Source organism: Membranihabitans maritimus, assembly GCF_021729145.1.
In the GTDB taxonomy this organism is placed as follows: Bacteria; Bacteroidota; Bacteroidia; order Chitinophagales; family Saprospiraceae; genus Membranihabitans; species Membranihabitans maritimus.
The window spans coordinates 1-21,922 of the sequence record NZ_JAJSLW010000008.1 but is presented as its reverse complement, the minus strand read 5'-3'; the positions used below and the strand labels follow the sequence as shown (position 1 = coordinate 21,922).

At 38.0% G+C, this 21,922-nt stretch carries 16 protein-coding genes; 6 read left to right on the top strand and 10 right to left on the bottom strand.

Features of this window, described 5'->3' with window-relative positions; genetic code table 11:
• Positions 1–99: 99 nt before the first annotated feature.
• Positions 100–1,056 (bottom strand): aldo/keto reductase, encoded by a 957-nt coding sequence (locus LVD47_RS10890; RefSeq protein ID WP_236975896.1) that lies wholly within the window; start codon positions 1,054–1,056, stop codon positions 100–102.
• A 258-nt stretch (positions 1,057–1,314) separates the two neighbouring features.
• Here LVD47_RS10890 and trhA point away from each other — a divergent pair, with 258 nt between their 5' ends.
• Both trhA and LVD47_RS10880 read left to right on the top strand, forming a co-directional pair.
• Complete coding sequence (gene trhA / locus LVD47_RS10885) at positions 1,315–1,941, top strand: PAQR family membrane homeostasis protein TrhA (RefSeq protein WP_236975894.1); 627 nt, start codon at positions 1,315–1,317, stop codon at positions 1,939–1,941.
• Positions 1,942–2,102: 161 nt separating this feature from the next.
• Complete coding sequence (locus LVD47_RS10880; RefSeq protein ID WP_236975892.1) at positions 2,103–2,492, top strand: Dabb family protein; 390 nt, start codon at positions 2,103–2,105, stop codon at positions 2,490–2,492.
• Positions 2,493–2,529: 37 nt separating this feature from the next.
• Here LVD47_RS10880 and LVD47_RS10875 read toward each other — a convergent pair whose 3' ends face one another.
• The 4 genes from LVD47_RS10875 to LVD47_RS10860 form a co-directional block, all read right to left on the bottom strand.
• Positions 2,530–3,159: a nitroreductase family protein gene (locus tag LVD47_RS10875; protein WP_236975890.1), complete on the bottom strand. Its 630-nt coding sequence runs from the start codon at positions 3,157–3,159 to the stop codon at positions 2,530–2,532.
• Positions 3,160–3,450: 291 nt separating this feature from the next.
• Complete coding sequence (locus tag LVD47_RS10870; protein ID WP_236975889.1) at positions 3,451–4,245, bottom strand: SDR family oxidoreductase; 795 nt, start codon at positions 4,243–4,245, stop codon at positions 3,451–3,453.
• Positions 4,245–5,306, bottom strand: a complete 1,062-nt coding sequence (locus tag LVD47_RS10865) for a VOC family protein (protein WP_236975888.1) — start codon at positions 5,304–5,306, stop codon at positions 4,245–4,247. Before LVD47_RS10865 ends, LVD47_RS10870 begins: the two co-directional genes overlap by 1 nt.
• A 231-nt stretch (positions 5,307–5,537) precedes the next feature.
• Positions 5,538–6,395 (bottom strand): cupin-like domain-containing protein, encoded by an 858-nt coding sequence (locus LVD47_RS10860; protein ID WP_236975887.1) that lies wholly within the window; start codon positions 6,393–6,395, stop codon positions 5,538–5,540.
• 449 nt (positions 6,396–6,844) lie between these two features.
• Here LVD47_RS10860 and LVD47_RS10855 point away from each other — a divergent pair, with 449 nt between their 5' ends.
• Positions 6,845–7,618, top strand: a complete 774-nt coding sequence (locus LVD47_RS10855) for an AMP nucleosidase (protein ID WP_236975886.1) — start codon at positions 6,845–6,847, stop codon at positions 7,616–7,618.
• Between the two features lie 265 nt (positions 7,619–7,883).
• Positions 7,884–9,761, top strand: a complete 1,878-nt coding sequence (gene htpG, locus LVD47_RS10850; RefSeq protein WP_236975885.1) for a molecular chaperone HtpG — start codon at positions 7,884–7,886, stop codon at positions 9,759–9,761.
• 89 nt (positions 9,762–9,850) lie between these two features.
• On the opposite strand, the gene LVD47_RS10845 is transcribed toward htpG, so the two are convergent.
• Both LVD47_RS10845 and LVD47_RS10840 read right to left on the bottom strand, forming a co-directional pair.
• Positions 9,851–10,363 carry a DUF4943 family protein gene (locus LVD47_RS10845; RefSeq protein WP_236975883.1) on the bottom strand — a complete coding sequence of 171 codons (513 nt, stop codon included), beginning with the start codon at positions 10,361–10,363 and terminating at the stop codon, positions 9,851–9,853.
• A gap of 81 nt (positions 10,364–10,444) precedes the next feature.
• Positions 10,445–13,732, bottom strand: a complete 3,288-nt coding sequence (locus LVD47_RS10840; RefSeq protein WP_236975881.1) for an outer membrane protein assembly factor — start codon at positions 13,730–13,732, stop codon at positions 10,445–10,447.
• 157 nt (positions 13,733–13,889) lie between these two features.
• On the opposite strand from LVD47_RS10840, the gene LVD47_RS10835 reads away from it, so the two are divergent.
• Positions 13,890–14,537, top strand: a complete 648-nt coding sequence (locus LVD47_RS10835) for an MBL fold metallo-hydrolase (RefSeq protein ID WP_236975880.1) — start codon at positions 13,890–13,892, stop codon at positions 14,535–14,537.
• A gap of 440 nt (positions 14,538–14,977) precedes the next feature.
• Here LVD47_RS10835 and LVD47_RS10830 read toward each other — a convergent pair whose 3' ends face one another.
• Genes LVD47_RS10830 through LVD47_RS10820 form a run of 3 tightly spaced genes read right to left on the bottom strand, consistent with a single transcriptional unit; the run spans position 14,978 to position 20,734 of the window.
• Positions 14,978–16,375: an efflux transporter outer membrane subunit gene (locus LVD47_RS10830; protein WP_236975879.1), complete on the bottom strand. Its 1,398-nt coding sequence runs from the start codon at positions 16,373–16,375 to the stop codon at positions 14,978–14,980.
• 6 nt (positions 16,376–16,381) lie between these two features.
• The gene (locus LVD47_RS10825) at positions 16,382–19,543 is read right to left on the bottom strand and encodes an efflux RND transporter permease subunit (RefSeq protein ID WP_236975878.1); all 3,162 of its coding nucleotides are present in this window, start codon (positions 19,541–19,543) and stop codon (positions 16,382–16,384) included.
• A 6-nt stretch (positions 19,544–19,549) separates the two neighbouring features.
• The gene (locus LVD47_RS10820) at positions 19,550–20,734 is read right to left on the bottom strand and encodes an efflux RND transporter periplasmic adaptor subunit (RefSeq protein WP_236975877.1); all 1,185 of its coding nucleotides are present in this window, start codon (positions 20,732–20,734) and stop codon (positions 19,550–19,552) included.
• Between the two features lie 562 nt (positions 20,735–21,296).
• Here LVD47_RS10820 and LVD47_RS10815 point away from each other — a divergent pair.
• Entirely contained in the window at positions 21,297–21,743 is a 447-nt protein-coding gene (locus LVD47_RS10815) for a VOC family protein (RefSeq protein ID WP_236975876.1), read from the top strand.
• Positions 21,744–21,922: the final 179 nt, after the last annotated feature.

The following is a 21,922-nucleotide window of genomic DNA, read 5'->3' as shown; positions in this document are numbered from 1 at the left end:
AAAAATAGACTGTAAATACATTACCTACGGGCCTAATGATGATGAACAATAGGCCAAAAAGATCAAATACAATAAAAAGCGTTTTACTGATTTGCAGAATTAATATTCACCTTCCCAAAGACTTTCCAGAGTATTCGGCGATCTTTCTATCGTCCATGTAGTACCATCTATATATCGCATCCCCTCATCCATTCCATACAAAGCTTCCATCTCTGAAGGACTTAAAGTAATATCTTTGGCTTCGAAATTCTGTTTAATTCGCGATGGGGTTACAGATTTAGGGATAACTGATATTCCACGTTGCACAGCAAATGCGATTAAAATTTGTGCTGGTGAAACACCTTTGTGACTTGCAATATCAACCACTACCTGATTTTCAAGCAATATGGGTCTCTGGTCTCTATTGGCCGTAGGGCGATCCGCACTTCCCAATGGAGAATAGGCGGTTACGTGTACGTTCTTTTCTTTGCAAAAATCAACCAACTCTGTTTGTTGTAAATAGGGATGTAATTCTATCTGGTTAACTTCGGGAACAGCCCCGGTAACAGAAATTAAATGGTTGATTTTTTTGGAATTAAAATTTGAAACTCCCGCGTGCTTAATAATTCCCATATCTCTCATTTTCAGCATTGCACTCCAGGTTTCTTCCAGGGGAATTTCTTTTAAGGAAATAAAGTCCGCGCCACTTTTGGGAAAACCTATACCGTTTTTGATAGCTACCGGCCAATGAATCAGATATAAATCCAAATAATCAAGTTGTAAATCAACCAACGTGTTTTTTAAAGCATCTTCGACCTGATCATTCCTATGACTATCATTCCATAATTTTGAAGTAATCCATAATTCTTCACGCCCAACGACTCCATCTCGAATTAATTCGGAAATGGCTTCACCAATCTCTTTTTCATTACCATAAATTGCGGCACAATCTATGTGGCGATATCCAGCACTGACAGCATACTTTACTGCATTAAAAACTTGTCCCGGCTGAGACTTCCAGGTTCCTAAACCAATAACAGGCATTTGATCTCCATTCAAAAAGGTCAGATTTTTCATAATTCTTTATTTTGCTAAATTGTAAACTATCACTCAACTTCATAAATAGCCTAAGTGATATGGCTTAAATCGATTAATTCTTTTTCCTTATTTTGAACAACCCCGTAAAATTTGTGCTCATATAAACTGACACAAACTAAATTGCTCTTAAATGGTTTACTGATTCTACATTAATTTAATATTACTTCAACAATTTGCAACTATTTTCCCGCCAGATTATTCGAATACTAACAGTCAATAGCTTTGTAACCTTATATTATGAACAGGATTCAAACTCAAAAAGAAGAACGTATTAATACCATTACTCACGGAGTTCCCTTTCTGTTTTTTGTATTATTAATACCCTTCCTGTTCTTTTCAAAACTATCCGACGACTTCCCGAAATTTTGGCCTATCCTTCCCTTTTTATTTGGTATTATTTTTACTTACATTTCATCTACTACATATCACGCCACCCGCAATCCCAAACGCAAAGAAATATTTAAGATCCTGGACCATATCAGCATATTTTTTCTAATTGGAGGTACTTATACACCTGTGATCACCAATTATGTAAGCCACCCTACCGCCACCATATTCCTGATATCCATGTGGGGATTAATAGCACTGGGAGCTATTGCCAAGATATGGTTTACCGGTAGATTTGACAATCTAAGCACTGGGTTTTATGCCTTTCTTGGTTGGATGTTGATATTTGTCATTGTCCCCATCTTCAAAAACACACCAATTAACATTTTATTATTGCTAGTCGCTGGGGGGCTCTCCTATACGCTGGGTATATATTTCTACAAAAAAGATCATCAGCCATACTTTCATTCTATTTGGCATATATTTGTAACAGCGGGTACCATAAACCATTTTATTGCTATTTTCCTCATGTATTAACCTTAGACCGGAAAAATTGGAATAACAATTCACCAGAAGGAATTTTTTTTGCCAAATAGTATCAAAAAATAACAGTATAGCAATAAATCAGTACGAGTTTGATTTTTATAATCAGTAAGATATCCTTAATTTTATCTCCTATTTTCTAGTAATTAGTTAGTATGAAAAAAAGGATATTCTTATTTATTTTGCCGGGTATTTTATTTTTTTCATGTATTGAACCCAATGATAATATGCAAGGTACATTTACACATTCCGTTTATTTTTGGTTAAAAAATCCTGATAATGCAGAAGACCGCGCTGCATTTGAAAAATCAATTACAAAATTTATCGATAACTCAAAGTATATTAAGACCCGATATTTAGGAACTCCTGCTAATACTCCTCGTGAAGTAGTTGACAATTCTTACACCTACTGTCTTATCGTTTCCTTCGACGATAAAGAAGCTCAGGATAAATATCAAACAGAACCCGTTCATGACAAATTCAAAGAAGAAAGTGAACACTTGTGGACAAAAGTTCAGATATATGACTCCCTTAAAGTGTGGTAGGCTGTATTCAACTACTTATAAGGATTCAGGTTGGGAATTAAATAAGTTCAAAAATTTCTTTGGAATTACGTCTCACTTTAGGTGCGCGTGCAAAAATATCCTTGTCTTCATTTCTGTATCCCAATGCCAACAAAACTACCGAATGTAACTTCCGATCTTTTAGTTCAAACAATTTATCCATTTTTTGGGCATTAAACCCTTCCATGGGAGTAGCATCTACTTCGCTCATAGCGGCAGCATCTATCGCTGTACCAAGGGCCAAATAGATTTGTCTGGCAGACCATTCACTTACCTGATCCTTTGTCCTGCTGCTGAGAAAAGAAAGGATACTCTTTCTAAAACCTGACAACTCTTCCATTCCATGATTTCGTGTTACAGCGATTCGATTCAGGTAATTATCAACCTGCTCTTCTGTGACATCAGACCATCCATTGAAGATCAATAAGTGCGAACACTCCAGTATCTGGGGCTGCTGGCAGGCTTCTTCAAATATCTCTTTCCGAACTTTTAGGTCTTTAACAACAGTGACCTGAAATGGCTGTAATCCCATAGAGGTAGGAGCTAACCGTATCGCTTCCAAAATATTTTCAATAATCTCATCAGGTATCACTCTACCATTCATTCGCTTGGCAGAATACCTCCATTGAAGTTGTTTGAGTAATTTCATAAATACGATAGTTTTTGTTGGCCGAACTCACAATTAATGCAATCTTGGTTTATTGGTTTAAGAATGAGTATAACATTCCATGGAAGGAATTGTTACAGCAGCCAGCGCCCAAATCTATTATAGATAATTCTCGGGCCCCAATTCCTGTATCTGAAGCCCTATTTACAGTTTTAAATTGGACGTTTCATAATCATCAAAACCTTTTTGCTACCAGGCTGTAGGTGATTTCAATTTCTGGACTTGATACATATCAATCTCCTCCATACTTTCCGGAACTAAAATCGCTTAATATCAGGTCACCTCCGACCTGGATATTATCTTGTGGAATAGATTGGGCAGGAACCTTTTCACATGAACACCCAGCACTTCATATTTACCAATATAAGCTTCCTTTTTCCGCTTTCGTATAGCATTAAGTACCTTACTACCAAATTCTTCCGGAGTCAGGCCTTTTGAGGTTTTATTATCCATTTTTCCCTGGGGATTTCCATTTGCCGTTAGTGCATTTCGGGATACTTCGGTCTGGATAAAACCCGGACAAATGATAGATACATCAATACCATTATCCTGAACCTCAAATCTCAAGGAATCAAAATACCCATGTAAGGCGTGTTTACTGGCAGAATATGTGGAACGTAAAGGACTTCCAAATTTCCCTACCACACTTGATATGACTACAATATGACCACGATTTCGGTCAATCATGGATGGCAATACCTGTCGGGTTAATTCAATGGTACCAAAAAAATTAACTTCAAATAACTTTCGGGCAACTTCGGGTTGAGTATTAACAGCCTGTGCCCTTTGGCTTATTCCTCCATTATTAATTAAGATATCGATCGCTCCTCCAAAAGAAAGGGCTTGGTCGACTTTTTCCGGGAATTCACTTTCACTCTGAAGGTCAAGAGTCAATATCTCCTTACGCCCGGTTCCTGTGCATTCATTGCGTACATCTTCCAATTTGTCCACATTCCTCGATGACAAGATTAAGTTTGCATTTTCTTTGGAAAATACCAGGGCCATTGCCCTTCCCAATCCAGAAGATGCACCTGTTATCCAAATCCATTTGTTTTCAAATCCAGCCATTAATCTTTTACCCGGTTTAGTGAAAGTGCCTTAAGCATTAATTTCGGTAGTTTCTTTTCCGGTTTGCGTTTTCTCAAGTCCAAATACCATCCAATTTTTTTCATAATTGGAATTTTATGGGTTTCTACAAATTCTATTAGGGTCCCATCAGGGTCCTCTACATAACTAAAGTGCCCAGCTGCTTCCCCCATATCAAAACTATTACTGCTATCAACCGTAAATGGGCTGCCAAATGATGCACAAAGTTCACGCATTTCATTCATTCCTACAATATCAAAACACAAATGAATAAATCCAAGATCACCCCAAAATCTATCCGCATAAATTTTCTTTGGTTCTCTTCCCTTTACCTGAATCAACTCAATTTCTGTCTTTCCCAACATTTCAGAAAATGGACCGTGATAGGGTGCTTCCCTCGTCAGCAAAACCCTCCTGAAAGAAAACCCATCGGAATTCCATTCTCCAAAATCATTTGCAGAGTCCTTTATATCGTATTCAACTTGATTATAGCCCAGGATTTCTTTATAAAATACCATCGACCGATCGATGTCAGAGACACCTACCACCGCACCCACGATTCCTCCATTTACCCTGTAGCGTTGACCAAACCACTGGTCTGAATGAACAACTTCAAATATATTATTATAAGGGTCTGAAAAATAAAAATGTTCCTTTCCCCTTGGATCGGTTAAACGTTCAGATAATAGCTTTACTCCATTATTCTTTAACTTATTAAACGTTTTACTGACATCACTTGACTTTATTTTTGCGATATTAATACCCAGGTCCCCAGGTAAAATTTCAAAACTGGGTTTTTGAGGTGTCCTCCCCACATACTGCCATATCTCAAAACCGCCACCACCATTCAGATTCATTGCTAATACTGCGTGTCTCTTGCGCGGTTCACCACCTGTATAGGGCAACATGAGAGAAGCCTCTGCAGCTTCTTCAAAAATAGGAACATCTACCCCCAGGTTCTTCCGATACCATTTCCAGGCTTCGTGAACATTGCCAACACCAATCCCCATTTGTTGGATACCACTTATATAAGGTTTCTTCATAATTCTATTCTGCTGTTTACTATTCTGCTAGCCTTCGGTATTCAAAAGTGAAACAAGATTGAACACATTAAAATATTTATGTAGAATTATTAATCCAAATAAACAATTATACAACAAATATGAAACCACCAGAAAACACATTTGGTAACTAAACAGCAAAGAAAGGGAAAACACTTGAATTTCCGCAAAAAACAATTCGCTTTCTGAATCTTCAAGAAATCAAAAAGGATATTATTCAGCCGTTTCTAACACTTTATCTGCTCGTTTTACAGCTATTTCCTCTTTTAAAGATTTCCATTTGGATCCCATTATCTTATTCATCCCTTTATCTACAACAAAATGCCTGGTAATATTCATTAATCCTCTGGCCCTGGTCAATAAGGAAGCATTTGCCCGTAAACTAAGGGAATATCCACCTGTAACATAGTGCATAAAATGCCAACATCCCATCGGCATGAAAAGGGTCTCTCCATGCTTTAAAATAGTTCTATACCCAGTGGCTTTTTCCAAGGCGGGAAACCGCTCATAGTCAGGATTCAATAAATCAACATGGCTTTGTACTGTAAAAGGATGATTGTATAAATACACCGACTGTTCCTGGTCAAACAGGATACACTCTTTCTCTGTTTGAAAATGAGTATGAAACACACAAGAATAATCGATATCGTAGTGAAGGTTCACTGTAGATCCCGCTCCTCCAAAAAACATAAAAGGATATTTACTCATAAAGCCCCCCATGACCCCAGGCGTAGAAAAGTCGTGAACCAATTCGGGTGCATGTTCAAAAATATTATATAAAAACATCCTGTAATCGGTAGGCTCATTCTGTATGAGGGTAAGGTAATCACCAAACTTCATTTTTTTTGCCGGAGACATATATCCCTTCCCGGGTTTGTGATAGTCCTTGGAATATAATGGAACCTCTAGATGCCCATAATTATCTCTAAGGAAATCCCAAGTCCATTTATCCTTAGCGGGCCAATCTGAAGTAATGTCAGTAAGTACAACCGGAGTTTTTGTTTTTAAATACTTCTCCTGAAATTCACCTGGTGAAATTCCGGATACTCGTTCAATAGGTATTAGTTTCATAACCTTTCAACATTTTCTATTATACGCAGATAGTTAACTAAATTATTACGGTCCAAAATCTACTTCATCGATCTTTTCTTTTCCAGATTGTAAATGTACCTGATTTACGGATAATTTTACCCACACTACAAAGTTTTCAAAAAGAAATAACGATAAGTCAAAATTAAATAAAATCACATTCTACTGCCAATAGAAATTATGTAAATATACAAATATTATTAACCATCGAAACAGTAAAATATCCTATAAAGTTCAATGTTCTATTCACATTCTGTAATTTTTATATTTTCTTATCGAGAAGTAACGAGCAAAATAAAAAAACCTTCATAATGCAATAAGCAACTGTACTCCGACAACGTAAATCGCACCGAACCTAAAAGTTCAGTACGCACAGGTATTATCGTAAAAAGCCATACCTTTAATTAAAAATATCAATAGAAATCCATTATATGAAAACAAAAAAAGAAATCGTCAGAGACTGGCTTCCAAGGTATACCGGAACATCTCTGGAGAATTTTGGCAAATATATCATCCTCGTCAATTTCAATAATTATGTAGAGATGTTTGCCCAATGGTATGGATGTGAAATAAAAGGAGAAGGTCGCGCCATGAAATCCGCAACTCACGAGGATATTACCATCATAAACTTTGGGATGGGAAGCCCCAATGCAGGTACTATTATAGACTTACTTACCGCCATAAAACCCAAAGCAGTGGTTTTTCTGGGTAAATGTGGCGGCCTCAAAATGAAAACAAATAAAGTAGGAGACCTTATCCTGCCGATTGCGGCAATCAGAGGAGAAGGAACCTCCAATGATTATCTGCCTCCGGAGGTACCGGCCCTTCCAGCTTTTGCTTTACAAAAAGCCGTTTCCACAACGATCAGGGAATACGGCGAAGACTATTGGACAGGAACTGTTTATACAACTAATAAAAGAGTCTGGGAACATCGTGAAGACTTTAAAAAATATTTGCGCTCATTACGTGCACTGGCCATAGATATGGAAACTGCAACTATTTTTGTAGCGGCATTTAAAAACCATATACAAGCCGGTGCACTACTTCTTGTATCTGATATTCCAATGGTACCCGAAGGAGTAAAAACCGAAGCCAGCGATATTAATGTTACAAGAAACTATGCCGAAACACACTTACGGATTGGAATTGACAGCCTGAGACAACTCATTAACCGGTCTTTAACGGTAAAACACCTGCGGTTTTAATAAAAAAGACCGGTTCACAAAATCCCCCTGTAAGAACCGGTCCAGACCATGAGTAAACTCGTAAGTTCACTTACGAGTTTATTTACAATTTAATAACTATCCAAGTTTAAATATTATTTTATTCTACAGCTACTATTTATCCATTACTCTATTATTATTTACAAAAACAAATCGCAATCAGGACATTTTGACAGCAACATGGGAATGGCACATCTTTTGAACATTTTCAACTATATTTTGGACAACTAAAATCATAAGTAATAGCATGGAAAAAGGTCAAATTTCAGTTCAATCCGAGAATATATTTCCTATAATAAAACAATATTTGTATTCAGACCAGGAAATATTCTTACGCGAGTTGATTTCTAATGCCGTTGATGCCACTCAGAAGTTAAATACATTAGCTCGAAAAGGTGAATTCACGGGTTCTGTTGAAGGATTAAAGATTGAAGTAAAACTAGACACTGACAAAAAGACACTTACCATTTCAGATCAGGGAATTGGAATGACAGGTGAAGAGATGAAAAAGTATCTGAATCAATTGGCATTATCAAGTGCCAATGATTTTTTGGAGAAATACAAGGATGAAGGAAGTGGGATCATTGGCCATTTTGGATTAGGATTTTATTCGGCTTTCATGGTTGCAAAAAAAGTGGATGTAGTATCAAAATCCTGGAAAGAAGGTTCAGAGGCCGTTAAATGGAGTTGTGAAGGAGACCCTTCATATGAACTGGAAGAAGCCACTCGTGACGAAATAGGAACCGATGTAATCCTGCATATAAATGATGAAGACGAAGAATATCTTCAAGAATCAAGAATAGAAGAATTACTTACAAAATATTGTAAATTTTTACCCATACCCATAGAATTCGGTACGAAAGAGATACCTGTACAGGATAGCGATGAAGAGGAAGATGCAGAGCCCAAAACAGAAACAGTACCTAATCAAATTAACAATACACATCCCCTTTGGAAGAAAAATCCAACAGATTTATCTGATGAGGATTACTTAAATTTTTACGACGAATTATATCCCTACAGCGAAAAGCCACTATTCTGGATACACCTGAATATTGATTTTCCTTTTCACTTAACCGGAATTTTGTATTTCCCGAAAATAAACAACCAACTGGAAGTGCAAAAAAATAAGATTCAATTGTACTCCAACCAGGTTTATGTAACTGATGAAGTAAAAGAAATTGTTCCCGAGTTTCTAACCCTACTTCACGGTGTTATTGATTCGCCTGATATCCCTCTCAATGTATCTCGCAGCTCCTTACAGAGCGACAGGAATGTAAAGAAAATCACGGGGTATATCACCAAAAAAGTAGCAGAAAAGCTGAAGGAGTTATTTAATCAGGATCGCGAGAGCTACGAATCAAAATGGAAAGACATTGGCGTTTTTGTAAAATACGGAATGATCAGTGAAGATAAATTTTACGACCGTTCGAAAGACATAGCGCTCGTGAAAAACACAGAAGAAAAATATTTTACCCTGGAAGAATACTTCGAGAAGATCAAAGAAAACCAAACAGACAAAAACGATGTCAAAGTAGCTATTTATACATTTGATTCAGAAGTTCAAGACAGTTATGTCACAGACGCCGTCGAATATGGATATGATGTTTTGGTTCTGGACCAGGTGCTTGACAATCACTTCGTACAAACCCTCGAACATAAATGGGACAACGTTCGGTTTGTAAGGGTGGATAGCGAAACGGTTGATCGATTGGTCTCTAAAGATGAAGAAAGCGAAACTTCATTAAGTGAAAAAGAGACGGAAAAACTTAAAAAATTATTTACGGAAGTTCTGTCTATCAATGATAATCAATTCGAAATTCGCCCCCTCCCTGCAGAATCAGCTCCTGTCCAAATTGTGAAGCCCGAATTTATGAGGAGAATGGAAGATATGCAACGATTGCAGTCCGGTCAGGTTCCGACACACAACCTCGGAATGTATCAGGTAATTGTGAACGGGAACCACCCATTAATTTCTCAGAAACTAATAAATATGAGAAGTGAAGAAAAGAAACAAGATTTCACAAAGTACCTGTACAACCTTGCCTTACTAAATCAAAATATGCTCAATGGTAAATCATTGACGGATTTTGTTAAACAAAGTTTGAACTACGCGTCAAATTAATGTAATAATAACCATTATAAAGAGAAAGCCTGAAGCAATTATGTTTCAGGCTTTCTTATTAGAAAACATAAGGTAGTTAAATTATAATATCATCTCCACTTCAAGGTGCTATCCCCCAGTGGATTAATTTTCATTTTTTCTCCAAGCGGCAATTCTAATTGCCACCATTTTTTATAAGCTTCATAGGCTTTTATATGGTAACCGTGATAATAATTATAATCTTCATTTTGAGGGTCATTCATAATAAGTAGAGGGTCTGCAGAGGGATAAATTAATTCCTCCGAATCTTCCAGGAAACTCCTTCGAATAGATTCAATAGTCCACAAGACTACCACTCCTACTTTTGTTTCCGCCTCTGTCATATAGCAAACAACAGGGTTATGAGGGAACGTACGGGTAGGTATTGTCTCATTTCCAAATTCTAATAACTGGGAAATATGGTTAGCTGAAAATGAAGGGAATTTAAATTCCTGGTATTGATTTGCCTGTAACTCAAAAATGTATTCTTCTACCTGATTATTGGGTATAGAATCGATTTTTGTGTCACAACCGTGTATCAATAATATAAAAAAGGATCCAAGTAGGAATTTTGCAATAGTCACACCTGTGTAATATAGATTAAACAAATATTTACACATAAGACGGACTACTATGGGAATAGGTTGGTAGGATTCAACATTTTTTTAAAAATCCATACCCAATGATACGTGGATGTGCGGTTTTCCAATGGTGCCGGAATCAATACCCCATGCATAATCTCCTCTCAGAAAATAACCAAAAAGATTAATTCTTACACCTCCACCATAGCCCATGGCAAACGGGTCTCGAAAATATTGGACCTTGGCATCCAGAATTGGCGGACGATGTATTTCAATATAATTGATCGGATTATTGGGATCATAAGGATTCCTTCCTTCCCATGCCATACCAAAGTCAAAGAATCCAACGAGTTGAAAATCACGAAGGATACGACTCCTCATATTTTTCCCGAATAAATATTGGAAAACCGGTACTCGCAGCTCAACATTGGATAAAAGATGATTGTTTCCACTTCTTACGTTACTCTGAAATCCCCTTAGATTCGGGGCTATCGTTTGAAAAGCATAATTATACCTGTAATTAGTGCGGCCCTGATCATTAAATTGGGGTATAATTTCATTATCAGCCCCTCCGAGGTAGTATAGGATTTTTTCAGAACCAAGGCTGGCTGCTGCGCCTACACGCAGTGCAAAAACACTATGCTTCAAAACAGGTATATAGTGACGTGCATCTACCCCAAAAACGGATAAATAACCATCTGCTAAATCAAATTTAAAATCTTCAATCAATTGAATTTCCACCTGCTTCATCACCTCCCCAAAAAATTTCACCCTGGAGCCGAAACGAATGTTAGTAGAGTAAATAAACGAATTATCAAAAACATACTCCAACTTCAACCCGATTCTTTGGGATATATCGGGCGCAGAATTCAGTTCCATTATATTAGTAGGTTTTATCAACCGTTTATCCTGTCTAAGGGTGAATTTTGCCCTGATACTATTGAAAAAATCCAGGGGATAACTCACCCCGGCCTGACCAAGCAATACTTCGTACTTATTTCCGCCCTGCAATCCCGTCGGAGTGGGGAATCTTTCTGATTGTACTTTTCGATAAAATGCTAGGCTCTTGTCCAGCCGTACTTTCTTATCTCTATAAATAAGATAATATTCTGCCGAATTGAAATTAGGGGGAAACCTTACCCCTCCTTCAAATTCATAATCCTCAAACAAATCCTTAATTTCCACCTTCCCCAGTAATCCTGTCGGAATTCGCTGATAAGTCCCTCCTTCTCCGGCATAACTATCCAATCCGTCAAACAATAATTCATTACTCGGCTTGAAAGAACTTTCAAAAATACTAAACTGCCATCGATAGGGAACAATATTTGATCGATCAATATTTACGAAATCATCCCTTTGAGGCACATAAGAACTTTTTCCATCAAAGGACAAATTTGTAAAAATCTCTGTTTTCGATCGAAATAAGCTATCCAGGTAATCTGAATCAAATACGTTATCATATTCTGTCTGGAATGCCTGATTGGGATCCAAAGCAAGGAGTTTCATCGAATCCTTCCTGCTTTGTGCGTCATATTTTCTCTCCAGATATTGATAGTAAGCCACCGGTGAAACCGTATCCACTTTTATTAATCTATCATCGTAAAATGAATGATATTTTTCATCTACCTGAATAGTGTAAATTGCAGATTCGGCCTGATCCGAAACGATCGCACTCTCCAGATGCGTATTCATATCTGTTAAGAATTGGGTAGGAGAAATGTGTGTCACATATTCTGAGAAACCTGACAAAAGTCCTTGGTCTACTGTGTCTTTGAACTCTTTTCCAATTCTATAATATTTGCCAAGATTTCTTCTCAGGTAAATAGAATCTTTTTTTTCAATCTGATATTTCAGACTGGTTAGATTTTCAATACCCGTTTCTGAAGATAAAAAGTAAACACCTTCAGCAGTAGCTTTTACTAATTTTTCATTGTTGTTAGAAGTCTGATATAACGGGAAAAGATTCCTATGGTTCTCTAATTCCATCATCCAAATATCCGAGGTTGTAATCCCCGGAATACTATCTGATTGCCACTGGGTCCAGGACATTCTATCCCTATTGGACTGAAAAACAACAAATCTACCCAGTTCGTGGTTAACAATCTCAGGATTCATATCTGCGAAATAATCCTGCATATACCGATCTGACTGTCGGGTACGCAAATCATATCGATACAAATCTATATTCCCCATATCTAATGCAGAAAGTAAAATATATCGCTCGTCAATAATATCAAAACCAAAAATTCGCTCAAAACGCTCCGGAAATAATTGCTCAAAGAACTCACCTGTTTCTGTATTTATTATCCGGATATATATGTTGTCCCTCCTTTCATATATAATATACAAATCCCTTCCACTCTCTCCCCATCTTACACTGGGATAATTTTCGTCCATTGGCAAAAACGGATTTCTCGTACCATATTGAAATACCTTTTTTTTGTCACCGGTAGTTTCATCCTTAATATATACCCTGTATTTGCCCTCAAAATTAATCACATAGGCAAGTCGGTTACCGGAACGCTCAAAATCCCCTCCTGTAATTTTTGCACGCCCTCTTTTCCATAGCTTTAATTCCTGGCCCTGTGCAGGCTTTACTGTATCTCTGTCTTCAATTTTATAAATAGATTCGAAGAAGTTCTTCCACTGAACGACCATTTGGTCAATTTCAACCCCGAAAACAAAAACAAAAGCATCGTCCAAATCCCGATTCAACTTTGTCAGATAAAGCAAATTAGGGATTATACTCTTTCCATACGTACTTGCTAAAAAATACCAGAAACTATGCCCCGTCAAAATAGGATGACTTCGCTGCATTTTTTTAAAATTCAATTCCCCTTCCTCTCTTAAATATTGACGAAATTCATTGTCCTTTATTTCATTCCAATCGGCACCAGCAAATGAAATCAGTCCATCCAAAAACCATTCCGGAAGTTTTTTGGCATAATTAGCCTGCAATCCTGCTTCCACCCCTCCTCCAAAAAACATATCATTGACTAAAATACCACATAATCCTTCACGAATCCTTTGTTCAAGAGTTTTAAGATTTCCATCATAATGAACAAAAACTTTGCTATTGACTATGGAAACTAATTCATCTTCATTGTAAAGAATTTCATCATCCCCTATATTACTTTGATTTTCATCGCTTAAATCTGAAAACACCAACAATTCTATCTTCTGATTGATCTTGTGCTCAAGGAGATCCAAAATTTCAGGATATTTTTTCTCTGCTATTTTTGCTGCAATAAACCCGACACTCCTGGATTTACCATACCAATACGTTTTTACATTCTCACTTTGATAATAACTCCACTGGCTAAAATCATCGTGGTACTGAACCCTATTCTTTCCAAATTTCACACTTGACACCTGGGAAAAGGATTTAGCTGTAAGAAATAATAAAAATGATATTATTAAATAATTTAATCTCAAAGTTGTTATTTACATTTACTCAATGCGTTGATAATTTCAGATTATCACACTCTTATGTCAATTTACAAATAAATTCGTTTCAAACCCAGCATGCATGAATGAAATAAATATAAAAAAATTTACTTTCAACGATTTTCAGGAAAATACCTATGTTCTAAACGATACGGAAGGGAATGCCATTATCGTAGATCCCGGTTGTTCCAATTCTGCAGAAGACAAAACCTTATTTGATTACGTAAAGAAAGAAAGTTTACAAATACACCTATTGTTTAATACACATTGCCACATTGATCATGTATTGGGTAATTATTCGATAGTAAAAAATTTTTCCGTCCCATTTTTAGCCCCAAAGGGAGAAGAAGCCACACTTGAATCCTGCAAAGTTATTGCTAATATGTACGGAATGTATTACAATGAATCACCAAAACCGGATAAATGGTTAACTGATCAAGACTCCATCAAACTAGGTAATCACACATTTAAACTCATATCCTGTCCCGGGCATTCGCCGGCCAGCCTGGTACTTTATATACCCGAAGAATCCATAGCTATAGGCGGTGATGTATTGTTTCGAGATAGTATAGGAAGAACGGACCTCCCCGGGGGTAACCACCAGGCTTTATTAAACAATATTAAAAACAAAATCTATACCCTACCCGAAGATACCATAGTATATCCCGGACATGGACCAGAGACTACTATTGGATATGAAAAAAAGAATAACCCCTTTGTCAGGGAATGAGAAGAAAGTGCAGAAACTATAGTCTAATACGGAAAGCAATAGTTTCAGGATATAATCATAATGTATAAAATTTTTTTACCCCCCACGGAACCGGGATATTCCGAGTGTTATTGAAAATTCTTTGAAACTTGAATTCATTGAGAATAATACGGTCGCAAATCCTGGATTACCAGGTAAAATTTTGATCAATCTACCTGGACTTCGCAGTTACACCTGTTCAAAATCAGTAGATAATACACGCAAAGTTTCGTCCTATCGTTTCGAATTTACTTCTGGATAATTTTACCGGATGAATGAGACACCATATCGTCAGAATCTTTACATTTCCTTTTTACCTAAACTCCAACACTGGACATGGGTTGATTTGACACAAAATTCTTTTTGTAATTTATTTCATATCCATAAAAATAATACAAACCACAGCGTACAGACCAGTCAATTTACCAACCTCCTCCCAGTGCTTTGTACAATGAAACCAATCCGGATAACTTATTGAGATGGGAAGTAATAATACTCAACTCTGCTGCCAGTGCCTGATCCCTTGCACGAAGGACTTCCAGGTAATTGGCCAAACCGTAATTAAGCAACTCCTCTGAGTATTCTGTCGCTTTATTCAATGATTCCAGTTCCCGTTGCTGAAATACAATTTTATTCTCGGCGGCTTCAATATTATACATAGCATCAGATACCTCTTTAACGGCATTTACAAAACGATCTTCATAATTCAACACTGCTTGTTGGTATTGCAACTCTGAAACTTCACGTCTTGTTTTATTCACCCTGCGGCTGACAATAGGCTGGGTCAAACCAGCTGCCAAATTTCCAAATATAGACCCCGGGCTTAACAAGGTCCCCAAATCGAGGGTTTCAAATCCGGTACCGGCCGTGATGCGCAACGTAGGATAAAAGAATGTCTCAGCTACGTTCGTCATTTCAAATGCTGACCGGATATCGTATTCAGCTACTCTCAAATCCGGTCTGTTTTGTAATAATGCCGACGGAACTCCCACCTCTAGCAATTCAGGAAAATTTGTTTCCGCTAAGGCAATCCGGGCAACAGGTTGGTGTGTTCTCCCCAGTAATTGATTCAGGGTATTTTCAGCTAATTGAATATTTTTATTTAAATCAACGATCAGTCCCTGGGCATTATATAATTGCGCTTCCGTCTGTTGTACCGCTACTTCTGTAACATTACCGGCATCCTTTAATGATTCTATAGTCTCAATACTTGCCTTTCGGTTTTCAATAGTGCGCTCCGTCAATTCTTTTTGTGCATCCAAAGCTACCAGTTGGTAGTACAGAGAAGCTATATTGGCAATTAATTCCGTCTGAACTACCTTTACGGAAGATTCAGCCGCAAGATAATCTGCAAACGCAGCCTTTTCCTGAGCTCGTAACTTACCCCAAATATCTGCTTCCCAGGAGGCCGAAACACCCAGTTGGTATGATTGAAAAATTTGGTCACCTAAAAAAGAACCAAAACGGGAATTCGTAGAATTTCTGGAAAATGATGGTTGGAAACTGGCATTTATTTCAGGCCAATAAGCCTGTTTTCCCTGCAAGTAATAGGCATTGGCAATTTCTATCGAACGCAGGGCTATAGATAAATTATAATTATTTTCAAGTCCCGAACGGATCAGGCTTATCAGCAATGGATCATTGTAAAATTCTTCAATATCCATTGCTGCCATAGAAACAGTGTCGATATTTAAAGTATCAAAAGGGAAGGTTTCGACTACAGATTCAGGTTCACCCTGGACATAGTCGCGCGTAACCTTACAGCCCTGAAATATAACAATGGTCAAACTCAATATCGGGAGCAATAATTGCTTTGTCATTTTTCTTTAATTTTCTCGATTTAAAGAATCTGGAACATTGGATTCAACGGCCTCAGGTACTCCGGAAACCCGCTCTTGCAACCACTGAAATGCCACGAAAAGTATCGGGATTACAAATACTCCCAGTATAGTTCCTATCAAAAGACCTCCGGCAGCACCGGTACCGATTGACCGGTTCCCTACAGCCCCCACACCATTGGCAAAAACCAATGGAGTCAGCCCCAGTATAAAAGCGAAAGAGGTCATAAGGATCGGGCGCAAACGAGCCCGTGCTCCCTGGGTAGCAGCTTCATACAATGAAAAACCTTGCAACCTCCTCTGCCGGGCAAATTCTACTATGAGTATGGCATTTTTGGCCAGCAGACCAATTAACATTATCAGGGCGATTTGGAAATAAATATTATTTTCCAACCCCATTGCCCAGGTCGAAAAATAAGCACCCATGACACCAACTGGTAGTGACAACATAACCGACAAAGGCAATAAATAACTTTCATACTGAGCGGCCAGAAAGAAAAATACAAATACGATACTCAATCCAAATATAATAGTTGATTGTCCTGCTGATGCAATTTCCTCCCGGGTAATACCAGCAAATGCAAAGTCAAATCCCTGCGGTAAAACCCGGTCTGCAGTCTCCTGGATAACTCTTATGGCGTCCCCTGAACTAAATCCTGGCGTAGCCTGACCGGTAATGGCCACTGAATTGAAAAGATTGAAACGATTGACCGTTTGAGGCCCATATACCCGATCCAGATTTACGAATTCAGAAATAGGAGACATTTGCCCCTGGTCATTTTTCACCATCATGCGATCAAGGTCCGCCACCGTACTTCTATCCTCAGGAGGCGCCTGTACAAAGACACGATACTGTTTACCAAACCTACTAAAATCAGCAGCATAAAACCCACCAATATATCCTTGCAATGTACTCAAAATACTGCTTACAGATACACCGGCTTCTTTGGCCTTAGCCACATTCAAATCAATTTGGTACTGCGGAAAGTTTGTACTAAAAGAATTGGAAGCAAAGGCTATTTCAGGGTTCTGCATTAATTGCTGTACAAAATTGGTAGCGGTCTCATCCAGGTTTTTAAAACTTCCTCCTGTCCTATCAAGAACTTCTACATCAAAACCATCTGCCCTGCCAAATCCCCTAACGCTCGGAGGAGTAAAGAAAATAATATTAGCATCTGAGATAGCTGTCGATTTTTGATTTAATTGTTCGATAATGGCATTAACAGAGGCGTTCTTCCCCCGTTCTTCCCAATCTTTTAACAATATAAATCCCATAGCATAGGATCCACCCCCTCCTGAAAAAAAGTTCCTACCAGCAATTAATGTTTTCCCTTTTAAGGACTCCAATCCATTGATAGAATCATTTAATTCCTCAATTACTTCGTAAGAACGATCAAATGAAGAGCCCTCAGGTAATTCTATATTAATAAATATAACTCCCCTGTCTTCAGAGGGTATAAATCCCGAAGGGGTGTTGTTGTTAAACCATAGTGTACCTCCTACGGCAGCTAATAAAATAACTGCAGTGATCCATTTGTACTTTAATAAGAAACTAAGTGAACCTACATATTTATCCCGCATGGCATTAAATCCAGCATTAAAGGCATCGTAAAATCGCTGGAAAAAGCTCCTGTTTCCATTTTTCTTCTTGTCCGCATGTTTCTTTAAGAATATGGCGCAGAGAGCTGGACTCAATGTAAGGGCATTCACAGCAGAAATTAAAATAGCGATAATTAGGGTGACCCCAAATTGTTTATAGAATACACCTGCTGATCCCTGCATAAAGGTAACGGGTACGAATACGGCAGACATAACCAACGTAATGGACACAATAGCACCTGCTATCTCGCTCATCGCAGTTTTGGTAGCCTCTTTCGCATCATGTACGCCATCTTCCAGTTTGGCATGGACGGCTTCTACCACCACTATGGCATCATCCACCACAATACCTATCGCCAGCAGCAATGCAAATAAAGTCAAAAGGTTAATTGAAAATCCAAACATATTTAAAAAGAAAAAAGTCCCGATAATAGATACGGGTACAGCAATGGCCGGAATCAGTGTGGACCTAAAGTCCTGAAGGAAAATGAACACGACAAAAAACACAAGTAAAAAAGCCTCTACTAACGTATGGACTACTTTGTCAATGGAAGCCGTAAGAAAATCATTGACATTAAAGTTGATCAAATACTCGACACCGGGGGGGAAGTCCGCCTGTAATTCTTCGAGCCGGGCTTCTACCTTTTCAATAATTTCCTGGGCATTGGATCCCGGTGTCTGAAACACACCGAAATTCACACCTGGATAATTATTAGCTATAGCTTTGGCACTGTAGGATTGCGCATCCAACTCTACATCTGCTACGTCTTTTAGCCTCAACAACTGGCCATTATCCAATGACTTAATAATTATATCACCGTATTCATCTGCTTCTTTGTACCTTCCCGGGTATCTCAATACGTACTCAAAAGCCTCCCCGGAATTTACTCCAAGGGATCCTGCCGCTGCTTCAAGACTTTGTTCATTCAGGGACTGGATAACGTCGTCGGGGGTCAGATTGTAAACAGCCAATCGATCCGGTTTTATCCAGATCCTCATAGCATAGGTTTTACCACCAAAGGCTCTTACCTCACCTACCCCATTGATCCGCTGTAGTTCCGGTATTACGTTTATGTTCAGATAATTTTCAATAAACTTTTCATCATAGTCCGGATTCGTGGAGTACATCGAAGCATACATTAATGAACTATTCTGTTGCTTTTGGGTGATCACACCACTTTGCACTACTTCACGGGGCAACAATGCGTTGGCCCTGGATACTCTATTCTGTACATTTACCGCAGCAATATCGGGGTTAATATCCTGTTCAAAAAAAACTTCAATCGTCGCAGAGCCGTCATTTCCTGCACTTGACGTCATATACGTCATTCCCTCCACTCCATTGATCTGTTCCTCTATCGGGATAATAACACTTTCCAAAACCGTCTGTGCATTGGCCCCTGCATAATTGGCAGTCACACGGACCGTAGGTGGGGCAATATCAGGATATTGGGTCACGGGCAACGTAGTCAATCCCAGGAATCCAAGGATTAATATAATGATGGATATTACTGTAGATAGTACAGGCCTGTTTATAAATTGATTTAACATGCTCTCTTATTTAAATACCGGTTCGATTGTTCCGGCATAGTCGTCAAATGATGCGGATTGGGGATTGATTACCATTCCGTTTTTTACTTTTCCGATCCCTTCGGCCAATATTCGATCTCCCGCTTCCAGTCCGTCCGCTAAAACGATGACTCCATCAACGATGTCCAGGTAATTTAAAGGAATCGATTTCAATGAATCGTTCTCTCCGATCTTGTACACAAATTTTCTACCCTGCATATCATAGGTAGATTGCTCCGGAATCAAAACAACAGAATCATACTGCTTGGGAATCGAAATAGTGCCACTGCTGCCTGACCTCAGCTTGTGCTCCGGGTTTGGAAAGGTAGCTCGAAAATTAATAGTACCTGTTTGGGGGTCAATCTGACCGGTAACAGTTTCGATTACTCCCTTATGCTCATAAACTCTACCATTAGCCAGGATTAATTCCACATCTTCCATTGACTCTATCTTATCATCAATGGTTTCCCCTTCTACAGACTCCATAAAATCCAAAAAATCTTTTTCATTCATCGCAAAATATGCATAGACCTTTGAGATGTTGGATACTGTAGTCAGGGGTTGGGTTTCTGTCCGCCCCACCAAAGTGCCCTTTCTATAGGGCAGCATGCCTATCACCCCATTTACCGGGCTGACTATATTGGTATACCTGATATTCTCTGTTACGCTTTTATAGTTACTTTCACTTTGAGCTAATCTTGATTTTGCAGATTCCAGGTTCGCTTGAGCCGTTTTGAGCTGGACATCGCTTATTATGCCTTTTTCGACCAGGGGTCTTAATTTATCTACTTCAACCTGTGCGGCATTCACTCCGGCCTCCGCCACTTTAATAGATGATTGTGCCGCATTAGCATCCTGAGTAAGGGATTGGGTCTCTAGCTTGAATAATTGCTGGCCTCTGCTTACAAAATCCCCTTCATCTACATAAATTTGTTGGATATATCCATCAACTTTAGCTCGAATTTCAATATTCTCAATGCCCTCTATGCTGGCAGGAAAATGATCCGTACTTCGAATATCTCCATTTATTACTTCAATTACAGGAAATGAAGGCGTCTGTTTTTGCATTTCACCCCCTGTCCCTGATTTCTCACTTTGCTGACAGGAAACAAAGAATGCTGATACACATAAGAAATATATAAACAACTGATTGTAAAATACCTTTCTATTCATAGTTTTTATTTCAATATATAAGTTTGCAGAGAACAGAGTATTTAAGCACATTTACTCGTATAGAATTGCACCATAAAAAAGCTCTTCTACTGCCAAGATAAGTGAACCCAAAGGTAAGCATAAAGTCCAAAAAAGGGTTCTTGCTAAATTTACTTATTTTCAATTTTATTAGTCAATAACAGCATTTTAATATTTCCTTCACATATCAAAAAAATCAAATGTTCTTCTTTCTGGAAGTCTTTCCAAATCTATTCTAAAATAATCCCATCTTTTACATAAAAATCCATAAAAACAGAAAATCACTGAATGTATTCTAAGATTCCACAAGCATAAACGAATACCAAATTATGAGTCAAATGTAAAAATACTTTTTATTATTCAAAACAATTACTTTGTTTATTGTAGTTAAGTGCTATGATCCTATACAGAATAGGTTTCTGAATTGAATCCTATCGCTGGTCTCAAACACAAGAGCAACTGTAGACATTGAATTCACAGATAGTTGTTTCAAGTTTATTTTATACTTTTGATCCTTAACTAAACCACAATAAAATACCAAACCATGAAATATTTTACTCTGTCTATCTTTCTTATAATATGCTTTACTAAAAATGCCACCAGTCAGGAAAACTTATCATATGACCACCTTGCTATAATTGTAAAAGATGTAGATGTAAGTGCCGATTTTTATGAAAATATACTCGGCCTGAAAGAAATTTATTGTCCGCTTGATCTGACAATTCGAAGATGGTTTTCAATGGGAGGTCCCATACAATTGCATTTAATTGAAGAAGAAAAATTGGATATCCCCAGGCATAAATCTTCTCATTTTGCATTGAAAACAACTAATTTTGATGGATTATTGAAAACTCTCAAAGACAAAGAGATCCAATATTCTACGTGGGATGGTAAAAAAGGAGAATTTACAATCAGGCCGGATGGTGTCCGTCAAATTTACATCCAGGACCCTGATGAAAATTGGATAGAAATAAATGAAAGGAAAATGTAGTTTAGTCTTTTCCCTACCACTCTTCAGATGTTTCTATTACCTAAGAACCGGAGCATTGAAAGGGAAAACATATATTGTGCCATCGCATTATATACTTGATCAGGGATATTCAGTAGTAAGGTACAAATGAGTAAGATAATGGAAGAAGTTTTCTTTGGCCCTTCATTACAGATACCCTT

Coding starts and splice junctions, on each gene's coding strand:
- LVD47_RS10890 (WP_236975896.1), bottom strand. CDS start 1,056: ATGAAAAATCTGACCTTTTTGAATGGAGATCAAATGCCTGTTATTGGT.
- trhA (WP_236975894.1), top strand. CDS start 1,315: ATGAACAGGATTCAAACTCAAAAAGAAGAACGTATTAATACCATTACT.
- LVD47_RS10880 (WP_236975892.1), top strand. CDS start 2,103: ATGAAAAAAAGGATATTCTTATTTATTTTGCCGGGTATTTTATTTTTT.
- LVD47_RS10875 (WP_236975890.1), bottom strand. CDS start 3,159: ATGAAATTACTCAAACAACTTCAATGGAGGTATTCTGCCAAGCGAATG.
- LVD47_RS10870 (WP_236975889.1), bottom strand. CDS start 4,245: ATGGCTGGATTTGAAAACAAATGGATTTGGATAACAGGTGCATCTTCT.
- LVD47_RS10865 (WP_236975888.1), bottom strand. CDS start 5,306: ATGAAGAAACCTTATATAAGTGGTATCCAACAAATGGGGATTGGTGTT.
- LVD47_RS10860 (WP_236975887.1), bottom strand. CDS start 6,395: ATGAAACTAATACCTATTGAACGAGTATCCGGAATTTCACCAGGTGAA.
- LVD47_RS10855 (WP_236975886.1), top strand. CDS start 6,845: ATGAAAACAAAAAAAGAAATCGTCAGAGACTGGCTTCCAAGGTATACC.
- htpG (WP_236975885.1), top strand. CDS start 7,884: ATGGAAAAAGGTCAAATTTCAGTTCAATCCGAGAATATATTTCCTATA.
- LVD47_RS10835 (WP_236975880.1), top strand. CDS start 13,890: ATGAATGAAATAAATATAAAAAAATTTACTTTCAACGATTTTCAGGAA.
- LVD47_RS10830 (WP_236975879.1), bottom strand. CDS start 16,375: ATGACAAAGCAATTATTGCTCCCGATATTGAGTTTGACCATTGTTATA.
- LVD47_RS10825 (WP_236975878.1), bottom strand. CDS start 19,543: ATGTTAAATCAATTTATAAACAGGCCTGTACTATCTACAGTAATATCC.
- LVD47_RS10820 (WP_236975877.1), bottom strand. CDS start 20,734: ATGAATAGAAAGGTATTTTACAATCAGTTGTTTATATATTTCTTATGT.
- LVD47_RS10815 (WP_236975876.1), top strand. CDS start 21,297: ATGAAATATTTTACTCTGTCTATCTTTCTTATAATATGCTTTACTAAA.